This is a genomic window from Streptomyces sp. NPDC058086 (genome assembly GCF_042885015.1).
GTDB lineage: Bacteria > Actinomycetota > Actinomycetes > Streptomycetales > Streptomycetaceae > Streptomyces.
Genome location: NZ_JBHVST010000002.1, coordinates 188,946 through 206,387 on the forward strand (window position 1 = coordinate 188,946; position 17,442 = coordinate 206,387).

The 17,442-nt window shown below is 70.7% G+C and carries 16 protein-coding genes and 1 pseudogene; 13 read left to right on the forward strand and 4 right to left on the reverse strand.

Annotation, left to right across the window (positions count from 1 at the left end):
- Window positions 1-24 precede the first annotated feature (24 nt).
- The 6 genes from ACFVWD_RS02360 (at window position 25) to ACFVWD_RS02385 (ending at window position 6,687) form a co-directional block, all read left to right on the forward strand.
- The gene (locus tag ACFVWD_RS02360; protein WP_389593433.1) at window positions 25-1,104 is read left to right on the forward strand and encodes a glycine betaine/L-proline ABC transporter ATP-binding protein; all 1,080 of its coding nucleotides are present in this window, start codon (window positions 25-27) and stop codon (window positions 1,102-1,104) included.
- Window positions 1,097-3,706, forward strand: coding sequence for an ABC transporter permease/substrate binding protein (locus tag ACFVWD_RS02365; RefSeq protein ID WP_389593435.1), 2,610 nt, complete (start codon window positions 1,097-1,099; stop codon window positions 3,704-3,706). The genes ACFVWD_RS02360 and ACFVWD_RS02365 overlap by 8 nt, the downstream gene beginning before the upstream one ends.
- A 283-nt stretch (window positions 3,707-3,989) precedes the next feature.
- Window positions 3,990-4,232 carry a hypothetical protein gene (locus tag ACFVWD_RS02370; protein WP_389593437.1) on the forward strand — a complete coding sequence of 81 codons (243 nt, stop codon included), beginning with the start codon at window positions 3,990-3,992 and terminating at the stop codon, window positions 4,230-4,232.
- 382 nt (window positions 4,233-4,614) lie between these two features.
- Window positions 4,615-5,196, forward strand: a complete 582-nt coding sequence (locus tag ACFVWD_RS02375) for a helix-turn-helix domain-containing protein (RefSeq protein WP_168490143.1) — start codon at window positions 4,615-4,617, stop codon at window positions 5,194-5,196.
- A gap of 137 nt (window positions 5,197-5,333) precedes the next feature.
- Window positions 5,334-6,080, forward strand: coding sequence for a helical backbone metal receptor (locus tag ACFVWD_RS02380; protein WP_389593439.1), 747 nt, complete (start codon window positions 5,334-5,336; stop codon window positions 6,078-6,080).
- A gap of 301 nt (window positions 6,081-6,381) precedes the next feature.
- Entirely contained in the window at window positions 6,382-6,687 is a 306-nt protein-coding gene (locus tag ACFVWD_RS02385; protein WP_389593546.1) for a hypothetical protein, read from the forward strand.
- Between the two features lie 255 nt (window positions 6,688-6,942).
- Here ACFVWD_RS02385 and ACFVWD_RS02390 read toward each other — a convergent pair whose 3' ends face one another.
- Window positions 6,943-7,551 (reverse strand): TetR/AcrR family transcriptional regulator, encoded by a 609-nt coding sequence (locus ACFVWD_RS02390; protein ID WP_248002916.1) that lies wholly within the window; start codon window positions 7,549-7,551, stop codon window positions 6,943-6,945.
- A 129-nt stretch (window positions 7,552-7,680) separates the two neighbouring features.
- On the opposite strand from ACFVWD_RS02390, the gene ACFVWD_RS02395 reads away from it, so the two are divergent.
- Both ACFVWD_RS02395 and ACFVWD_RS02400 read left to right on the forward strand, forming a co-directional pair.
- A complete protein-coding gene (locus ACFVWD_RS02395; RefSeq protein ID WP_168491490.1) occupies window positions 7,681-8,442 on the forward strand; it encodes an SDR family NAD(P)-dependent oxidoreductase in 762 nt (253 codons plus the stop codon).
- Between the two features lie 76 nt (window positions 8,443-8,518).
- A pseudogene (locus ACFVWD_RS02400) lies at window positions 8,519-8,707 on the forward strand (DJ-1/PfpI family protein); the annotation flags it as partial.
- Window positions 8,708-8,844: 137 nt separating this feature from the next.
- Here the strand turns inward: ACFVWD_RS02400 and ACFVWD_RS02405 are convergent.
- Window positions 8,845-9,975, reverse strand: coding sequence for a TDT family transporter (locus ACFVWD_RS02405; RefSeq protein ID WP_389593441.1), 1,131 nt, complete (start codon window positions 9,973-9,975; stop codon window positions 8,845-8,847).
- A 70-nt stretch (window positions 9,976-10,045) separates the two neighbouring features.
- Here ACFVWD_RS02405 and ACFVWD_RS02410 point away from each other — a divergent pair, with 70 nt between their 5' ends.
- Together ACFVWD_RS02410 and ACFVWD_RS02415 are read left to right on the forward strand one after the other, a co-directional pair.
- A complete protein-coding gene (locus ACFVWD_RS02410; RefSeq protein ID WP_389593443.1) occupies window positions 10,046-10,996 on the forward strand; it encodes a LysR family transcriptional regulator in 951 nt (316 codons plus the stop codon).
- Between the two features lie 242 nt (window positions 10,997-11,238).
- Entirely contained in the window at window positions 11,239-12,204 is a 966-nt protein-coding gene (locus tag ACFVWD_RS02415; protein WP_389593445.1) for an aminoglycoside phosphotransferase family protein, read from the forward strand.
- On the opposite strand, the gene ACFVWD_RS02420 is transcribed toward ACFVWD_RS02415, so the two are convergent.
- Together ACFVWD_RS02420 and ACFVWD_RS02425 are read right to left on the reverse strand one after the other, a co-directional pair.
- Window positions 12,173-12,898, reverse strand: a complete 726-nt coding sequence (locus ACFVWD_RS02420) for a gamma-glutamyl-gamma-aminobutyrate hydrolase family protein (protein ID WP_389593447.1) — start codon at window positions 12,896-12,898, stop codon at window positions 12,173-12,175. The two genes, ACFVWD_RS02415 and ACFVWD_RS02420, sit on opposite strands and share 32 nt — an antisense overlap.
- A 72-nt stretch (window positions 12,899-12,970) precedes the next feature.
- Window positions 12,971-13,708 (reverse strand): FadR/GntR family transcriptional regulator, encoded by a 738-nt coding sequence (locus ACFVWD_RS02425; protein ID WP_389593448.1) that lies wholly within the window; start codon window positions 13,706-13,708, stop codon window positions 12,971-12,973.
- A gap of 77 nt (window positions 13,709-13,785) precedes the next feature.
- On the opposite strand from ACFVWD_RS02425, the gene ACFVWD_RS02430 reads away from it, so the two are divergent.
- The 3 genes from ACFVWD_RS02430 to ACFVWD_RS02440 all read left to right on the forward strand — a co-directional run bounded on the left by ACFVWD_RS02430 (window position 13,786) and on the right by ACFVWD_RS02440 (window position 17,425).
- Entirely contained in the window at window positions 13,786-15,156 is a 1,371-nt protein-coding gene (locus ACFVWD_RS02430) for a glutamine synthetase family protein (protein WP_389593449.1), read from the forward strand.
- A gap of 11 nt (window positions 15,157-15,167) precedes the next feature.
- The gene (locus ACFVWD_RS02435) at window positions 15,168-16,547 is read left to right on the forward strand and encodes an aldehyde dehydrogenase family protein (protein ID WP_389593450.1); all 1,380 of its coding nucleotides are present in this window, start codon (window positions 15,168-15,170) and stop codon (window positions 16,545-16,547) included.
- Between the two features lie 107 nt (window positions 16,548-16,654).
- Window positions 16,655-17,425, forward strand: a complete 771-nt coding sequence (locus ACFVWD_RS02440; protein ID WP_095858197.1) for a 3-oxoacyl-ACP reductase — start codon at window positions 16,655-16,657, stop codon at window positions 17,423-17,425.
- Window positions 17,426-17,442 lie beyond the last annotated feature (17 nt).

Consider the following 17,442-nt stretch of genomic DNA (forward strand, 5'->3'; position numbering starts at 1 on the left):
CAACTGTCCGATCGAGAGGCACACGTGTCATCCAGGCTTGAGGCCGAGCATCTGTACAAGGTGTTCGGGAGACGACCCGACGCCGCGGTGGAGCGGCTCCGCCAGGGAGCCGACCGCGAGGAACTGCGCGCCGACGGCACCACGGCTGCCGTGATCGACGCCTCCTTCACGGTGGAACCCGGCCAGATCTTCGTCGTCATGGGCCTGTCCGGATCCGGCAAGTCCACCCTCCTGCGCATGCTCAACGGACTCCTGGAGCCCACCGCGGGCCAGGTGCGTTTCGACGGTCAGGACCTGACCGCGCTCAGCGCCCGCGCGCTGCGCGAGGTCCGCTCGAAGAAGATCAGCATGGTCTTCCAGCACTTCGCGCTCTTCCCGCACCGCAGCGTCCTGGAGAACGCGGCCTACGGCCTGGAGGTCCAGGGCGTGCCGAGCGCCGAGCGCAAGGAACGCGCCACCAGGGCGCTGGAGCTGGCCGGGCTCGCCGGCTGGGAGAAGTCCTGGCCCGACGAGCTGTCCGGCGGTATGCAGCAGCGCGTCGGCCTCGCCCGCGCGCTCGCCACCGACGCCGATCTGCTGCTGATGGACGAGTCGTTCAGCGCGCTGGACCCGCTGATCCGCCGTGACATGCAGGATCAGCTGATCGAGCTCCAGAAGAAGCTCAAGAAGACCATCGTCTTCATCACCCACGACCTCAACGAGGCGATGCGCCTCGGCGACCGGATCGCCGTCATGCGCGACGGCCGCATCGTCCAGACCGGCACCGCCGAGGACATCCTCGTCCGCCCCGCGAACGACTACGTCGCCTCCTTCACCCAGGACGTCGACCGCTCCCGGGTCCTGACCGCCGGAGCCGTCATGGACACCGACGTACGCGGCGACGAGGCGGACTGCGACTGCGAGACCGCCACGCCCGACACCCCCTTCGTGGACCTCTGCGCGATCAGCGCCCGCCTCACGCACCCGGTGGCGGTACTGGACGAGCGACGCGAACTCGTCGGCGTCGTCCACCCGCAGCGCCTCGTCGCCTTCCTCGGCGACGAGCAGGGGACCCCCGCACGCTGTGCCAGTCCTCGGAGCGAGGCGGTGACGGCCGGTGCCTAGGATTCCCTTCGGCGACTGGGTCAACAGCGCCGTCGACTGGCTGCTGAACCACATGGCGTGGCTCTTCGACTTCTTCAAGACCGTCTTCCAGGGCACGTACGACGGCATCGACGCCGTCCTCCAGGCCCCCGAACCGCTCCTCCTCGCGGGCATCTTCGCGGTGATCGCGTTCTGGCTGCGCGGTACCTCCGCCGGTGTCCTCACCTTCGTGGGATTCGCGTTCATCGACTCCCTCGAACTGTGGGAGGACGCGATGGTGACCCTCTCGCTGGTCCTCGTCGCCACGCTCATCGCGCTCGTCGTCTCGGTACCCGTGGGCATCTGGGCGGCGCGCTCCGACCGGGTCAGCGGCATCGTCCGCCCGGTGCTGGACTTCATGCAGACGCTGCCCGCGATGATCTATCTCATCCCGGCGATCCTGTTCTTCGGCACCGGCGCCCCGGCCGGCATCGTGGCCACCCTTATCTTCGCGCTGGCCCCCGGCGTCCGCATGACCGAGCTGGGCATCCGCCAGGTCGACAAGGAACTCGTGGAGGCCGCCGACGCGTTCGGCACCACGCCCCGCGACACCCTGCTGCGCATCCAGCTGCCGCTCGCGCTGCCCACGGTGATGGCGGGCGTCAACCAGGTCATCATGCTGGGCCTGTCCATGGCCGCCATCGCGGGCATGGTCGGCACCGGCGGCCTCGGCGGCGACGTCAACGAGGCCATCGGGCAGCTGAACGTCGGTCTCGGCTCCGAGGCGGGCGTGGCCATCGTCATCCTGGCGATCTACCTGGACCGCATGACCAGCGCCCTGGGCACCCAGGTCTCCCCGCTCGGCCGCCGTGCCGCCGCCAAGCTGCGCGCCGCGCAGGGCCTGAAGATCTGGTCCTACCGCCCCCGCGCGGCCGTCGCCGTGATCGGTGTCGTCGTGCTCGCGCTGGTCGCGGGCGGTATGGGCATGTTCGGCGGGACCGACTCGACGTCCACCGCGGCCGACGGCCAGAACGTCGGCCAGGGCAAGAAGATCACCATCGGCTACATCCCGTGGGACGAGGGCGTCGCCTCCACCTTCCTGTGGAAGGAGATCCTCGAGGAGCGCGGCTTCCAGGTCGACACCAAGCAGTTCGACGCGGGCCCGCTGTACACCTCCCTCGCCCAGGGCGACATCGACTTCGAGACGGACTCCTGGCTGCCGACCACTCACGAGCAGTACTGGAAGAAGTACGGCAGCAGGCTCGACGACCTGGGCTCCTGGTACGGCCCCACCTCGCTGGAGCTGAGCGTCCCCTCGTACATGAAGGGCGTCGACTCCCTGGCGGACCTCAAGGGCAAGGCCGACACCCTCGGTGGCAAGATCACCGGCATCGAGTCCAGCGCCGGAATGATGGGCCTGCTCAAGAGCAAGGTCCTGAAGGACTACGGCCTCGACAAGGAGTACAAGGTCGTCGACAGCTCCACGCCCGCGATGCTGGCCGAGCTGAAGCGCGCGTACGCCAAGAAGGAGCCGATCGTCGTCACCCTCTGGTCGCCGCACTGGGCCTACAGCGACTACGACTTGAAGAAGCTCAAGGACCCGAAGGGCGCCTGGGGCAAGGGCGACGGAGTGCACACGCTCTCCCGCAAGGGCTTCGCGCAGGACAGCCCGGTCGTCGGGCGGTGGCTGAAGAACTTCAGGATGACGGAGAAGCAGCTCACCGGTCTCGAGGCGGAGATCAACAAGGTGGGCAAGGGCAAGCAGCAGGACGCGGTGCGCGCCTGGCTGAAGCGGAACCCCGGAGTCGTCGACAAGCTGGCCCCGGTCAGGAGCTCCGCGGCCGCTGCCGAGACGAAGCGCCCGCTGGACGTGGCCTGGTTCCCCTGGGACGAGGACGTCGCCGTCACCTACCTCTGGAAGAACGTCCTGGCGCGGCGCGGCTACACGCTGAACCTCAAGCAGATGGACGTCGGCCCCGTCTACACCGGCCTCGCCTCCGGCGACCTGGACCTCAACTTCGACGCCTGGCTGCCGTACGCCCAGTCGAACTACTGGGACCAGCACAAGAACGACCTGAGAGACCTGGGCACGTGGTACCGGCCGACCTCGCTGGAGATCGCCGTGCCCTCGTACGTGAAGGACGTCAAGTCCCTCGCGGATCTCAAGGGCAGGGCGGGCACCTTCGGCGGCCGGATCATCGGCATCGAGCCGGGCACCGGCGAGATGAACCTCCTGAAGACGAGGGTCCTTCCGGGCTACGGCCTGGACAAGGAGTACAAGGTCGTCGACGGCTCCACGCCCGCGATGCTGGCCGAGCTCAAGCGTGCGTACGCCAAGAAGCAGCCGGTCGCCGTCGTCCTGTGGTCCCCGCACTGGGCGTACAGCGAGTACAAGCTCACCAAGCTCGCCGACGACAAGAAGCTCTTCGGCGAGGGGAACACGATCCGGACCATCTCCAGCGAGAAGTTCCCCGAGCGGTACCCGCAGCTCACCAAGTGGATCAAGAACTTCAGGATGAGCGAGTCCGAGCTCGGCACCCTGGAGAGCGAGATCAAGCAGCGCGGCCAGGGCCATGAGGAGGCGGCCGTCGCCACCTGGCTGAAGGAGCACCCGGACGTGGTGGAGCGGATGACGCCGCAGTAGCCGCGAGGACGTTCGGCGAGGGGTGGCCGTCGGTCGCACGGGTGTCGGACCCGCGCGGCCCACAGCCACCCCTTTCGGCGTTCCCGGAGCCCCCTGTTCCGGCCCGCACTCGCGACCGACGACACCAGTGGCTACGTACTGGCGTACGAGAAGGATCCGGACAACCACATCGCCGTGCGCGGCCGAGCCGATCCGGACGCCCCCTGTCCGGGAACGCCGCCCAGATGTTCGACGCGCAGCGCACCCTCTCGCGCCGCGTCGAGACACTCCGGACATCACCTCCGTGCCCGGCGGCACGGTCGAGCTCACCGGTCACCACCGTGCACGTTGCGCCACCGACGGTGAACTCCGCGCCGCCCTCAAGGAGTTCACGACCTGGCACGCGAGCCCCGACCGGCGGCCGGACCGCGCCCCGGGAACCTGGGGCGTGCGCGGCGACATCGGCGATCACTCGCTTCTCGAACTCGCCGCCCCCAGACTATTTTTGACGGAAAGTCAGCAATGGTGCGGAAGTTCCGGGAGCTGATGGACGTACGTCTATGATCCGACGACCGGGCGGGCTGATCGGCTGACCATCCACACCCATGGCGGCAGTAGCGCCTTCTCCCATCCCCACCTGACTGCGCTCATCGATCCGGAGGGGCATCCGGCCCTGCTGGTCAGCCCTTTCGTCCTGCGAGAGGGGGGTGTGCCGGGGGAGTCGGGGCAACTCGTCTATTGGCGCGAATTGTGGCCCTCACCCTCCTCCGATGTGTCAGCGATGTGACGGGTGCATGAAACGGTTTGCCGAACATGCGTAGGGTGCAAACAACTCATCAGAAGTTGTGCGCCGAAGCGGCAGCCTGAGCGGCAGCCGAAGCGGCAGACCGAAGCAGTGGACCGACGACGCGTGGGAGGGAGCCGGAGCGATGGGCGACCACAAAGAACAGCCCCTTCGGGTGGGTGCGGCCGTCCGGCGGCGGCGCCGGGCACTGGAGCTCACGCTCGCCGTCGTGGCCGAGCGCAGCGGCCTGTCGGTGCCCTTTCTCAGCCAGGTCGAGAACGAACGGGCCCGGCCCAGCCAGAGCTCCCTGGAGAGGGTCGCCGACGCCCTGGGCACCACCGCCGTCGAACTGCTCGCGGCGGCCGACCCAGCGTGCAGTGTCGATGTCGTGCGCGCCGAGTCGGGCGCCGAGTTCACTCCCGAAGCTCATATGCGCCCCCTGGTGCGCGGTCACCACCAGCTGCACGCCACGGAGTTCACCGGTGACCACGAGGAGGGCCGCGAACTCCAGCACCGCAACGACAAGTTGATGTACGTCGCCGACGGCGCCGTCGAGGTCGAGGCGGAGGGCCGTGCCCACCGCCTGGGGCGCGGCGACACGCTGTACCTCACCGGCGGGGTGCGCCACCGGTGGCGGGCGACCGTGCCGGACACCCGGGTGGTCGTGGTCGAGGTCGCCGACCACATCGAGGCGGTGGAGGACCGCCAGACCTTCGGCAAGCGCTGAGCCGTTGCCGCGCCGACCGCTGTGATCACGAGCCGCTGGGATCGCGGACCGCTGTGATCACGAGCCGCTGGGATCGCCGAACGCTGTGATCACGAGCCGCTGCGATAGTGGTGTCATGCCACCCGAGACCTCCCGCCATGCCTAGCGGGCCCGCCGGAGTGCGTGTCGTCTCCCTCGTGCCCTCGCTCACCGAGGCCGTGGCCGTCACCGTCCCCGGTGCCCTGGTCGGCGCGACCGACTGGTGCAGCCGTCCGCCGGACCTCGACGTCGTGCGCGTCGGCGGCACCAAGAACCCCGCGGTCGACCGGATCGTACGACTCGCCCCGGACCTGGTGATCGCCAACGAGGAGGAGAACCGCGAGCCCGACCTGACGGCCTTGCGGGAGGCGGGGATCGAGGTGCTGGTCACGGAGGTCCGCGAGGTGCCGGGGGCCTTCCGCGAGCTGGCGCGGGTGCTGGGCGCGTGCGGCGCGCGGACCCGCCCCCGCTGGCTGGACGAGGCGGAGGCCGCATGGGCGCGGCCACCCGTTCCCGACCACCGTAGGACCGCGATCGTGCCGATCTGGCGGCGCCCCTGGATGGTCCTCGGCCGGGACACGTTCGCCGGGGACGTCCTGGCCCGCCTGGGCGTCGACAACGCCTACGCCCACCACGCCGACCGCTATCCCCGCGTCCCGCTCCCCGAACTCCGGGCGGCGGCCCCCGATCTCGTGGTCCTGCCCGACGAGCCGTACCGCTTCACCGCCGACGACGGACCCGAGGCGTTCGAGGGCGTGCCCTGCGCGCTCGTCGACGGCCGCCTGCTGACCTGGTACGGGCCGTCACTGGCGCAGGCGCCGAGCCTGCTCAGCGCGGCGCTGCGAGCAGCACATCCACTGATGTAGCTCCTGAGCGTGGCCGAGGACCTGGGACAGCGAGCGCGCTGGGGCAACTTGGAAGGGCAGAACCGGGCCGGACCGGCCCGACTGTCCACGGAGGAGATCGAGGGCGAGGCTCTCGACGACGGCGCAACGGAATCGACGCGCTTCGCGCCGATGACCAGCAGGGACATCAAGCGCACGGAGGAGCAGGAGAAGGACGGCCGTCAGTTCATCGAGTGTTCGAAGGAGCCTTGGAGGACCTCAGGCAGGGCACTGCGCCGAATGGGAAGGCATCGACGGACTGATCGTCTATGACATCGATCGCCTGACGCGCGACCCCCGGCACCTCGAAGACGCGATCGAGACCGTCGAGCACTACCGCCGACCGATCATCGACATCATGGGCACTCTGGATCTGCTCCCCGACAACGGCCGAGCCATGGCCCGAGTAGTAGTCGCCATGGCCAACAAGCAGTCGGCTGATACGGCACGGCGAGACCTGGGCATACCAGTGGGCGGTACGCGCCCATTCGGGTGGCAGGAGGACAAGCGGACGCTGAATCCGACCGAGGCAGACCTCGAGCGGGGCCTCAGAGCTCGTACGGGCCACCAGCCGACTGCGGACCGGTGAGGGATGCCACAAATGAGGCCGACCAGTGGCGTGCGAACGCCGAGGGGGCTACCGTCGACAGGGAGAACGACCGGTCTTCCTACCTCTGAGGGGAAGGCGCCTCGGCCTTCCGGGCGGGACTGCCTCCCTGCGGAGAACTGCTGGTGGGCCCTGGTGCACGTCGAAGAGAGATCAAAGAGTTCCATGAAAGCAACCCGTGCCCCGGCCTGGCTGGGGTCCCGCAGAGGGCCACTGCTTCGCGCGGCCCCACTGGGATCAACCGTCCGATCGGATGAGCCGGACCGCGTTCAGCAGGGTCTTGTGGGCGGCCGTCGAGTCGTCCAGGTAGCCGGCGGCCATCGCGCCGTCGTACAGCATCAGCAGCGCACCGGCGGCCGACTCCGGGTCGGCGTGGCCGAGCCGGGTGAGCAGATCCTGGAAGAGGGTGCGGATCCAGTTCCGGTGGGACGTCACCAGGCCACGGACAGGATGATCGGCGTCCGGGTACTCGGCGGCCGCGTTCATGAACGGCGATCCGCGAAAGTCGCGCTCGCGGGCGTGCTCGGCGATGGCCTCGAAGATCAGGTCGATCGCCTCGGCGGGCGGGTGCCCGGCGGCCAGTGGTTCGGCCACCTCACGGTAGTAGGCGTCCTTGGTCAGCAGGTAGGCCACGACCAGGTCGTCCTTGGAGGCGAAGTGCCGGTAGAAGGTCGCCTTCGTCACCCCGGCCTCGGCGATCAGCCGCTCCACGCCGATCGCGCGGACGCCCTCGTAGTAGAACAGCCGCGACGCGGCCCGGACCAGGCGTTCGCGAGGCGGTAGTTCTCCCTCGGTCTTGGTCTCGCGGCGCGTGCTGTCGGTGCTCTTCTGCCCAGTGCTACTCACTTCCCCATTGTGCCCTCGGCCCTGCTTTGAGCGGCCGCTACCCCCGTACGGCCCCCACCCATGGGGCCGTCCTCCCCCTGTCCCGTACGGCCCGCAGCAGCATGGCCGTTCATCGAAAGGCTTGAACCCGTGAATCGTCGTCTTGAAGGAACCGTCGCCCTGGTCACCGGGGCATCCAGCGGTATCGGCCACGCCACCGCGTTGGAGCTTGCCCGCGAGGGCGCCTCCGTGGCCCTGGTCGGTCGGCGCGAGGACCGGCTCACCGACCTCGCCGCGGAAATCACCGGCGCCGGCGGCAAGGCCCTGGTCGTGCCCGCCGACATCACCACCGCCCAGGCCGCCGCGGAAGCGGTCGAGCGGACCGTCGAGGGCCTGGGCCGTCTGGACACGCTGGTCAACAACGCCGGCCTCATGCTGCTCGGCCCCGCCCCCAGCGCGGACCTGAACGACTGGCGGCGCATGATCGACATCAACCTCATGGGCCTGATGTACACCGCCCACGCAGCCGTCCCCCACCTGGTCAAGGCCGCTGCCGAGGAGCCGCGTCAGGTCGCCGACATCGTCAACATCGGCTCGCTCGCCGGCCGCAACGCCTACGCCATGTCCGCCGTGTACAGCGCCACCAAGTTCGGCGTCGGTGCCTTCAGCGAGGCACTGCGTCAGGAACTGGCACGCCAGCACGTCCGCGTGTCCGTCATCGAGCCGGGCAGCGTCGACACCGAACTGCGTACGCACAACCCCGACGTCATCCAGCAGCACATCGTCGCCGCGCTGGGCGACATCGAGCGGCTGCAGAGCCAGGACATCGCCGACACCGTCGGCTACATCGTCACCCGCCCCCGGCACGTGGCCGTCGCCGAGCTGCTCGTACGCCCCACCGAGCAGGCCTGAACACCAAGCCCGTGGCCAACTCCGCAGCACACCAAGCCCGTGGCCAACTCCGCAGCACACAAGGAGCACCACCAAGGCGGCCGACATCGACCCGGCCCGGTATGCCGCGATCTTCTGCACCGGCGGGCACGGCGTCATGTGGGACTTCCCCTCGAACCCTGCGCTGCAGCAGGTCGCGCGGGAGATCTACGAGAACGGCGGCGTGGTCTCCTCGGTCTGCCATGGTGCCTGCGGACTGACTGCTGAACATCCCTTCAGGCACTGAAAAGGGGCTGTGAACACGGCTTGGTGATCCACGTCATGCGGTCCCGGTCCCGGTTCAAGGCAGCGGGGATGCGGATGAGGAACGAACCGTGGCCGATCCAATGAGGACGGTGAAGGCTGGAGGCGCGACGCGAGAGGTTACTTTCGTCGAGGCGTTGCGAGCAGCTCGCCGCTGATCAGGCCGCGTGCGGTGCGGGCGGCGGCCACGCACCAGGCGGCCACGAGAAGCGCGTACAGGCCGACCGCGAGCCAGTCGAACGCGACCAGTCCGGTGTGCCGGGCCAGGCCCTCGGCGCCGGTGACACAGGTCCCCACCGGGAAGGTGAACGCCCACCAGGTCATCGCGAACCCCATGCCCTGCCGGCGGGCCCGCGCCACCAGCGCGCCGGCGAGGCCCAGCCACAGCAGTGCGAAGCCCAGCACGGGGACGCCGTAGAGGACGGCGAGCATTCCGAAACCCTGGGCGTAGGGGGCCGACACGACACCCGGCGCGAAGTCCGCGAACTTGCCGACCGCGGTCGTGGACTGGCCGAGCGGACCGAGCACGAGGAACAGCGTCGGGGTGAGCGCGAGCGGCAGCGGCCCCGCGGTGATGAGCCGGCCGAAGATCACCGGCAGCATCACGAAGGTGGCCAGCAGGCTCAGCCCGAACAGCGCGAAGCACCCGAGGAGCAGGGTCTCCCGGGGCTGGCCCGGGGGCAGGTGGGGCACGAGGAGCGGTCCGAGGGCGGCCGACACCATGGGCGCGACGAGGGGGAGCAGCCAGACGGGCGTGGCCTGGTCGGGGCGGATGCGATGGCGTACGACCATCAGGTACGGGACGGCCAGGGCGGCGGCGAGTCCGACGGCCGTACCGGCGGTGAACAGTACGGCGTCCAGGGCGACCGCAGCCCGCGTCCCGATCCAGTCCCCGCCGACGACGAGTGCGCCGCCGCCCACGGCCAGCAGGGCCATCGCCAGACAGCCGTAGAAGGGGGCCATGGCCGGGTCGAGAAGGTGGGCGCGGGCCTGGTCGCGGTGGTGCGTCCAGTGCAGCGCGCGGGCGGCGAGCAGGGTCACCAGCATGAGGGCCGAGAGGGCCCAGACAGCCGTGCAGACGGTTCGCAGGCCCGGGACGTCACCGGGAAGTCCGGCGCCCGCCGTGGCCACGATCGCGGTGCCCATGACGGAGGCGTACCAGTTCGGGCCGAGGTGCCGGACGGCGGTGACGCGCGGGTGTCCGACTTCGGTGACGGGGGTCGACAGGAGGGGCTGGGCTGCGGTGACCATGTGTCCACGGTCGCGCGCCCGCCGGGTCCCCACCAGGGAGTACGGGTCTATGGGGGCATAAGCTGGGTTTATGGGTGTGAGTGCTGAGGGATCGCTGGAGGGTGGCCGGTCGGGGGAACCGGTCGCGGTCGGGATCGCGCATCGGGTGCCGGACCTCGGGGCGTTGGAACTGCTGCTCGCGGTGGCGCGGCTCGGGAGTCTCGGGCGGGCGGCGCGGGAACTGGGGATCACCCAACCCGCGGCCAGCAGCCGGATCCGTTCCATGGAACGGCAACTGGGCGTCGCGCTCGTCGACCGCTCGCCCCGGGGCTCGCGGCTCACGGACGCCGGGGCGCTGGTCACGGACTGGGCGCGGCGGGTCGTGGAGGCGGCGGAGGCGTTCGACGCGGGGGCGCAGGCGTTGCGGGACCGGCGGGACTCGCGGCTTCGGGTGGCGGCGAGCATGACCATCGCCGAATATCTGCTGCCGGGGTGGCTGCTCGCGCTGCGCGCGCAGCGGCCGGACACGGCGGTGTCGCTTCTCGCCGGGAACTCGACGGCCGTCGCGGAACGTCTCCTCGCGGGCGAGGCGGATCTCGGCTTCGTGGAGGGACTGTCCGTGCCGCCCTCCCTCGACTCGACGGTCATCGCGCACGACCGGCTGATCGTGGTGACGGCGCCGGGGCATCCGTGGGCCCGGCGCCGCGCGCCGCTCGCGGGGGCGGAGCTGGCCGCGACGCCGTTGATCCTCCGGGAGGAGGGGTCGGGTACGCGGCAGGTTCTCGACGCGGCGTTGGGTGGGTTGGCGCGGCCGTTGATCGAGCTTTCCTCGACGACCGCGGTGAAAGCGGCGGCCGTGAGTGGGGCGGGGCCCGCCGTCCTGAGCGAGCTGGCTCTCGGGGAGGAGTTGTCGGCCCATCGCCTGGTGAGCATCCCGCTGTCCGACATCCAACTCCGCCGAGCCCTCCGGGCGGTCTGGCCCACGGGCCACCGCCCTACGGGCCCGGCACGGGAACTGCTCTCACTTACACGGGGCTTGTAGGGCGCCACCCCGGGGTGAGTGTGTCGGCCGCGGGCCGGTGGGGGCTGGTCGCGCAGTTCCCCGCGCCCCTAAAAGCCTCGGCTCGCCCTCGTGTTCGGCCCGTCCGGCGTTTGAGGACGAGGCCGTTCAGGCCGGTCGGGGGTTTGGGGGCGGAGCCCCCAAGCAGGGATGGGACGGGTAGGGGCGGCGGGGGCGGAGATAATTGGTGGCGGTCGGGGTCAGGGCCCCGCAGGATGCTGGGCATGACTTCGACCGTCCCGCCTGCCGCGGGCTTGCGCACGCCCTGGGAAGAACTCCCTCGCACGCTGCGGGACGCCGTCGCGAACGTGCTCGGCGCGCCGGTGCGGACGGCCGTCACACAGGAGGGCGGCTTCTCGCCCGGCGCTGCCGCCCGCGTGACCACCACGCACCACCGCCGTGCGTTCGTGAAGGCGGTCAGCGCGGAGACGAACCCCGACAGCCCCTCCCTGCACCGAACGGAGGCGAGGAACGTCTCCCTGCTCCCGCCGAGCACCCCGGCCCCCAGGCTCCTCGGCACCTACGACGACGGCACCTGGGTCGCTCTCGTCTTCGAGGACGTGGCGGGCCGTCAGCCCCATGTCCCCTGGCAGGACGGCGAGTTCAGACGCGTGCTCGACGCCGTCGAGGAGTTGGGCCGCGCCCTGACACCGGCACCGTTCGACGCCCCGACCGCCGCACAGTCCCTGGCCCACGCCTTCCAGGGATGGCGGCAGCTCATCGACTCCGGGGACACCGCGGGCGAGGGCCTCGACCCCTGGACCGCGGCGCACCTGCACGAACTGGCCGAACTCTCCGCCCCGTGGGCCGAGTTCGCCACCGGCGACACCCTCGCGCACGCCGACCTGCGCGCGGACAACGTCCTGCTCACGGAGGACGGCAGGGTCGTCTTCGTCGACTGGCCGCATGCCGTGCGCGCCGCCCCGTGGTTCGACCTGCTGGTGATGCTTCCGTGCGTCCGCGCCCAGGGCGGCCCCGACCCGGAAGAGGTGTTCACCACCCACCCGCTGGGCCGCGACGCCGACCCGGACGGCGTCACCGCCACCCTGGCGGCCCTCGCCGGCTACTTCGTCCGGCACTCCCGGCAGCCACCGCCCCCGGGGCTGCCGACCCTGCGCGCCTTCCAGCACGCCCAGGGCGCCGCCGCCCTCGACTGGCTCAGGAAGCGGCTCGCACCAACGCCCGCATGACCCTCAGGTCCTCGCCCATCTCGGGATGCCACTGCACGCCCAACACCCAGCGGGGAGAGGGGAGTTCGATCGCCTCCACCGTTCCGTCGAGCGCGTGCGCCGAGGCCGTCAGTCCCTCTCCGAGGCGTTCGACCGCCTGATGGTGGTACGTCGGCACGGCACATGGCTCCGGCACGACATCCCCGTACAGACTCCCCGCCACCGGCGTCACCTCGTGCGGCCCGAAGACCCCGACGTCCTTCACATGCCCGTCGATGTGCTGGACGAGCGTTCCGCCGAGGGCGACGTTGAGGAGCTGCATGCCCCGGCAGATGCCGAGGAGCGGGGTGTCGGCGGCCAACGCGGCGTCGATCAGGGCGAGTTCCCAGACGTCGCGGGCGGCGGACGGCGGTCCGGTCCGCGGTGAGCGCTCGGCGCCGTAGTGGACCGGGTCGACATCGGGGCCGCCCGCGATCACGAGGCCGTCGAGACGGGCGACGACCGACGCGGCGTGGGAGGGGTCGTCCGGCGGCAGCATCGCGGCGATACCCCCCGCCGCCTGGACGAGCCGCGGATAGCCGGCCGGCAGCAGCGCGGCCTCCAGCTCCCACACCCCCCAGCGCGCCCTGGCCTCCAGATACGTACTCACGCCGATCAGCGGTCTGCCCACACTGCCCACACCGCCCACGCCGCCCGCACCGTCCGTACCTCCCACACCGCGCTCCCTACCCATTCAATGGAATGCAGTCATACCTTTGAAAGTCCTCGTACGGTACCGGCAGACGGCTCACGCCAGGAAGCCCCGCAGGAGCGCCGCCGTCCCCGCGCAGTGCTCCCGCATCATCTCCCGCGCCCCGTCCGCGTCCCCGTCGAGCACCGCCTCGACCAGCGCGGTGTGCTGGCGCTGGGAGTGCTCCAGGTTGCGGACCAGGAGGGGGATGCAGTCGAGCAGGTCGTTGACGGAGGCGCGGACGGCCGCGTACTGGGCCGTCAGTGACGGCGAACCGCTCAGCTCGGCGAGGGTGAGGTGGAGCAGGGTGTCCAGGCGCCGGTAGTCCGCCAGCGGCGCCTCGTGCGTGCGGGCCAGCGCCTCGCGCAGCCGCTCGGCCTGCTCCGGGGAGAGCCCGTGCGTCGCGCACAGCCCCGCCGCCCCCACCTCCAGCACCTCACGGAAGCGCAGGACGTCCTCGATGTCGGCCTCGGCGAACCGGCGCCGCAGCTCGTCCTCGCCGGGGGTCTCGGCCCTCGGCACCACGAACGTGCCGCCGTACCGACCGCGCCGCGACTCGACAAGACCCTGGTCCTGGAGCACCTTCAGCACCTCGCGCAGCGTCACCCGGCTGATCCCCAGCCGCTCCGCCAGCTCCCGCTCCGCGGGCAGCCGTCCGCCGCCCGGCACCAGCCCCAGCCGGACCACCTGGAGGATCTGCTCCAGCGCCTCCTCGAAACCGTTGCCCGCCCGCACCGGCCGCAGCACCGGCGTCAGTCGGTCGTCCGCACCACCGTCGGCTTCCGCCCGCGTCATCTGGTCGTGCCCCCTTCCCAAGCAATGGTTCTCCGCAATACCTTATGGCTCTCGGCTGACCCAAGGAGGCTTTTCCGGTGGCAGACCGCACACCCCCGCTCGCCGTCGAGGAGCTGCACACCCTCGTCGCGGGCGGCGAGATCGACACCGTCGTCCTGGCCTTCCCCGACATGCAGGGGCGGCTCCAGGGCAAGCGGTTCGCCGCGCGCTTCTTCCTCGACGAGGTCCTCGAACACGGCACGGAGGGCTGCAACTACCTCCTCGCCGTCGACACCGAGATGAACACGGTCGACGGATACGCCATGTCCTCCTGGGACCGGGGCTACGGCGACTTCGCCATGCGCCCCGATCTCAGCACCCTACGGCGGGTGCCGTGGAACGAGGGCACCGCCCTGCTCGTCGCCGACCTCGTCTGGAACGACGGCTCCCCGGTCGTGGCCGCGCCCCGCCAGATCCTGCGCCGCCAGCTCGACCGCCTCGCCGCGCTCGGCTACACCGCCCAGGTCGGCACCGAGCTCGAGTTCATCGTCTTCAAGGACACCTACGAGCAGGCCTGGGACGCGGGCTACAAGGGGCTCACCCCGGCCAATCAGTACAACATCGACTACTCGGTCCTCGGGACCGGACGCATCGAGCCGCTGCTGCGCCGCATCCGCAACGAGATGCAGGCCGCGGGGCTGACCGTCGAGTCCGCCAAGGGCGAGTGCAACCCCGGGCAGCACGAGATCGCCTTCAAGTACGACGAGGCCCTCGTCACCTGCGACCAGCACGCCATCTACAAGACCGGCGCCAAGGAGATCGCCTCCCAGGAGGGCGTCTCGCTCACCTTCATGGCGAAGTACAACGAGCGCGAGGGCAACTCCTGTCACATCCACCTCTCGCTCGCGGACGCGGACGGCACGAACGTGATGGCCGGCTCGGCGCAGGACCCGGGCGGCATGTCCGACGTCATGCGGCACTTCCTCGCCGGGCAGCTGGCCGCCCTGCGCGACTTCTCGCTCCTCTACGCGCCCCACATCAACTCCTACAAGCGCTTCCAGCCCGGCTCCTTCGCGCCGACCGCCGTCGCCTGGGGATACGACAACCGCACCTGTTCGCTCCGCGTCGTCGGCCACGGCCGCTCGATGCGCTTCGAGAACCGGCTGCCCGGTGGTGACGTCAATCCGCACCTGGCCGTCGCCGGGCTCGTCGCGGCCGGCCTGTACGGCATCGAACAGAAGCTGGAGCTGCCGGAGCCGTGCGCGGGCAACGCTTACACGGCCGAGTACGCGCACGTGCCCACCACCCTGCGTGAGGCCGCCGAGCTCTGGGAGAACAGCCCCATCGCCAAGGCCGCCTTCGGCGACGAGGTGGTCGCGCACTACCGCAACATGGCCCGCGTCGAACTGGAAGCCTTCGACGCCGCGGTGACCGACTGGGAGCTGCGCCGCTCCTTCGAACGCATGTGAGAGGTCCTTCCTTGTCGAACGAGCTCGCTCTCCAGGTACTCAACCCGGCCACCGAGGAGGTCCTCGCCACCGTCCCGGCCGCCACCGCTGCCGACGTGGACGCCGCCGTCGTGCGCGCCGCGCGGGCCCAGGTGAAGTGGGCGGCCCTCCCGCCCGCCGACCGCGCCCGCCTGCTGCGCCGGTTCGCGGCCGCAGTCGACGGTCACCTGGAGGAACTCGCCCACCTGGAGGTGCGCGAGGCCGGGCACACGGTCGGCAACGCCCGCTGGGAGGCGGGCAACGTCCGAGACCTGCTCGACTACGCGGCCGGGGGAGTGGAGCGGCTCACCGGCCGCCAGATCCCGGTTCCGGGCGGCCTCGACGTGACCATCCTCGAACCGCTCGGCGTCGTGGGTGTCATCGCGCCCTGGAACTTCCCGATGCCGATCGCCGCCTGGGGCACCGCCCCGGCGCTCGCGGCCGGCAACGCGGTCGTCCTCAAGCCCGCCGAGACGACCCCCCTGACGGCGCTCCGGCTGGCCGAGCTGGCTCTGGAGGCCGGTCTGCCCGAGGGGCTCTTCCAGGTGCTCCCCGGCCACGGCCCGGTCGCGGGCAACGCGCTCGTCGAGCACCCCGGCGTCGCGAAGATCGTGTTCACCGGGTCAACGGCTGTGGGCAAACAGGTGTTGGCGAAGGGCTCGGCCCTGCTCAAGCGCGTCACCCTCGAACTCGGCGGCAAGAGCCCCAACATCGTCTTCGCCGACGCGGATATCGAGGCCGCCGCCGCAGCGGCTCCGATGGCCTTCCTCGACAACTCCGGCCAGGACTGCTGCGCCCGTACCCGCATCCTCGTCCAGCGCTCCGCCTACGACCGCTTCGTCGACCTCCTCGCCCCCGCGATCGAGTCCGTCGTCGTCGGCGACCCCTCCGACGAGCAGACGCAGATGGGCCCGCTGATCTCCCGGGCGCAGCTGGAGCGCGTGCGCTCGTACGTCCCCGCCGACACCCCCGGCATCCGCGGAAAGGCCCCCGAAGGTCCCGGCTTCTGGTTCCCGCCCACCGTCCTCACCGATGTCGAGCCCCACGCGCGTGTGGCCGTCGAGGAGGTCTTCGGCCCCGTCGCCGTCGTCCTGCCCTTCGAGGACGAGGCGGACGCGGTCCGGCTCGCCAACGCCACCGAGTACGGCCTCTCCGGCTCCATCTGGACCCGTGACGTCGGCCGCGCCCTGCGCGTCTCCCAGGCCGTCCGCGCCGGGAACCTGTCCGTCAACTCCCACTCCAGCGTCCGCTACTGGACCCCCTTCGGCGGCTTCAAGCAGTCGGGGATCGGCCGCGAACTCGGCCCGGACGCGCTCACCGCCTTCACCGAAACCAAGAACGTCTTCATCAGCACGGAGGGCCCCGCACAGTGACCGAAGCCACCGCAGGCACCGCAGGCACAGCAGGCACCGCAGGCACAGCAGGCACCGCAGGCACAGCAGGCACAGCAGGCACCGAAGCCACCGCGGGCGCCGAAGGAATCATCTGCCGCCGCCTCGTCGGCCGTACCGCCGTCATCACCGGCGCCGGCAGCGGCATCGGTCTCGCCACCGCCCGCCGGCTCGCCTCCGAGGGCGCCCACGTCGTCTGCGGCGACGTCGACGACGCCCGCGGCAAGGCCGCCGCCGACGAGGTCGGCGGGATCTTCGTCAAGGTCGACGTCACCGACCCCGAGCAGGTCGAGGCGCTCTTCAAGACGGCGTTCGACACCTACGGCTCCGTCGACATCGCCTTCAACAACGCGGGCATCTCGCCGCCCGACGACGACTCCATCCTGGAAACCGGCCTGGAGGCCTGGAAGCGCGTCCAGGAGGTCAACCTCACCTCCGTCTACCTGTGCTGCAAGGCCGCGATCCCCTACATGCGGCGCCAGGGCAAGGGCTCCATCATCAACACGGCGTCCTTCGTGGCCCGGATGGGCGCGGCCACCTCGCAGATCTCGTACACGGCCTCCAAGGGCGGCGTGCTGGCCATGTCCCGTGAACTGGGCGTCCAGTTCGCCCGCGAGGGCATCCGCGTCAACGCCCTGTGCCCGGGACCGGTCAACACCCCGCTGCTCCAGGAACTGTTCGCCAAGGACCCCGAGCGGGCCGCACGCCGGCTCGTCCACATCCCCGTCGGCCGGTTCGCCGAGGCCGAGGAGATCGCCGCGGCGGTCGCCTTCCTCGCCAGCGACGACTCCTCCTTCGTGAACGCCTCCGACTTCCTCGTGGACGGGGGGATCTCGGGCGCGTACGTCACGCCTCTGTAGATCACCCCGGTATATGC

Bases quoted from the DNA above. Each gene is read 5' to 3' on its own strand.
- ACFVWD_RS02375 (WP_168490143.1), top strand. From the start codon at position 4,615: ATGGGCGACCACAAAGAACAGCCCCTTCGGGTGGGTGCGGCCGTCCGG.
- ACFVWD_RS02380 (WP_389593439.1), top strand. From the start codon at position 5,334: ATGCCTAGCGGGCCCGCCGGAGTGCGTGTCGTCTCCCTCGTGCCCTCG.
- ACFVWD_RS02405 (WP_389593441.1), bottom strand. From the start codon at position 9,975: ATGGTCACCGCAGCCCAGCCCCTCCTGTCGACCCCCGTCACCGAAGTC.
- ACFVWD_RS02410 (WP_389593443.1), top strand. From the start codon at position 10,046: ATGGGTGTGAGTGCTGAGGGATCGCTGGAGGGTGGCCGGTCGGGGGAA.
- ACFVWD_RS02415 (WP_389593445.1), top strand. From the start codon at position 11,239: ATGACTTCGACCGTCCCGCCTGCCGCGGGCTTGCGCACGCCCTGGGAA.
- ACFVWD_RS02425 (WP_389593448.1), bottom strand. From the start codon at position 13,708: ATGACGCGGGCGGAAGCCGACGGTGGTGCGGACGACCGACTGACGCCG.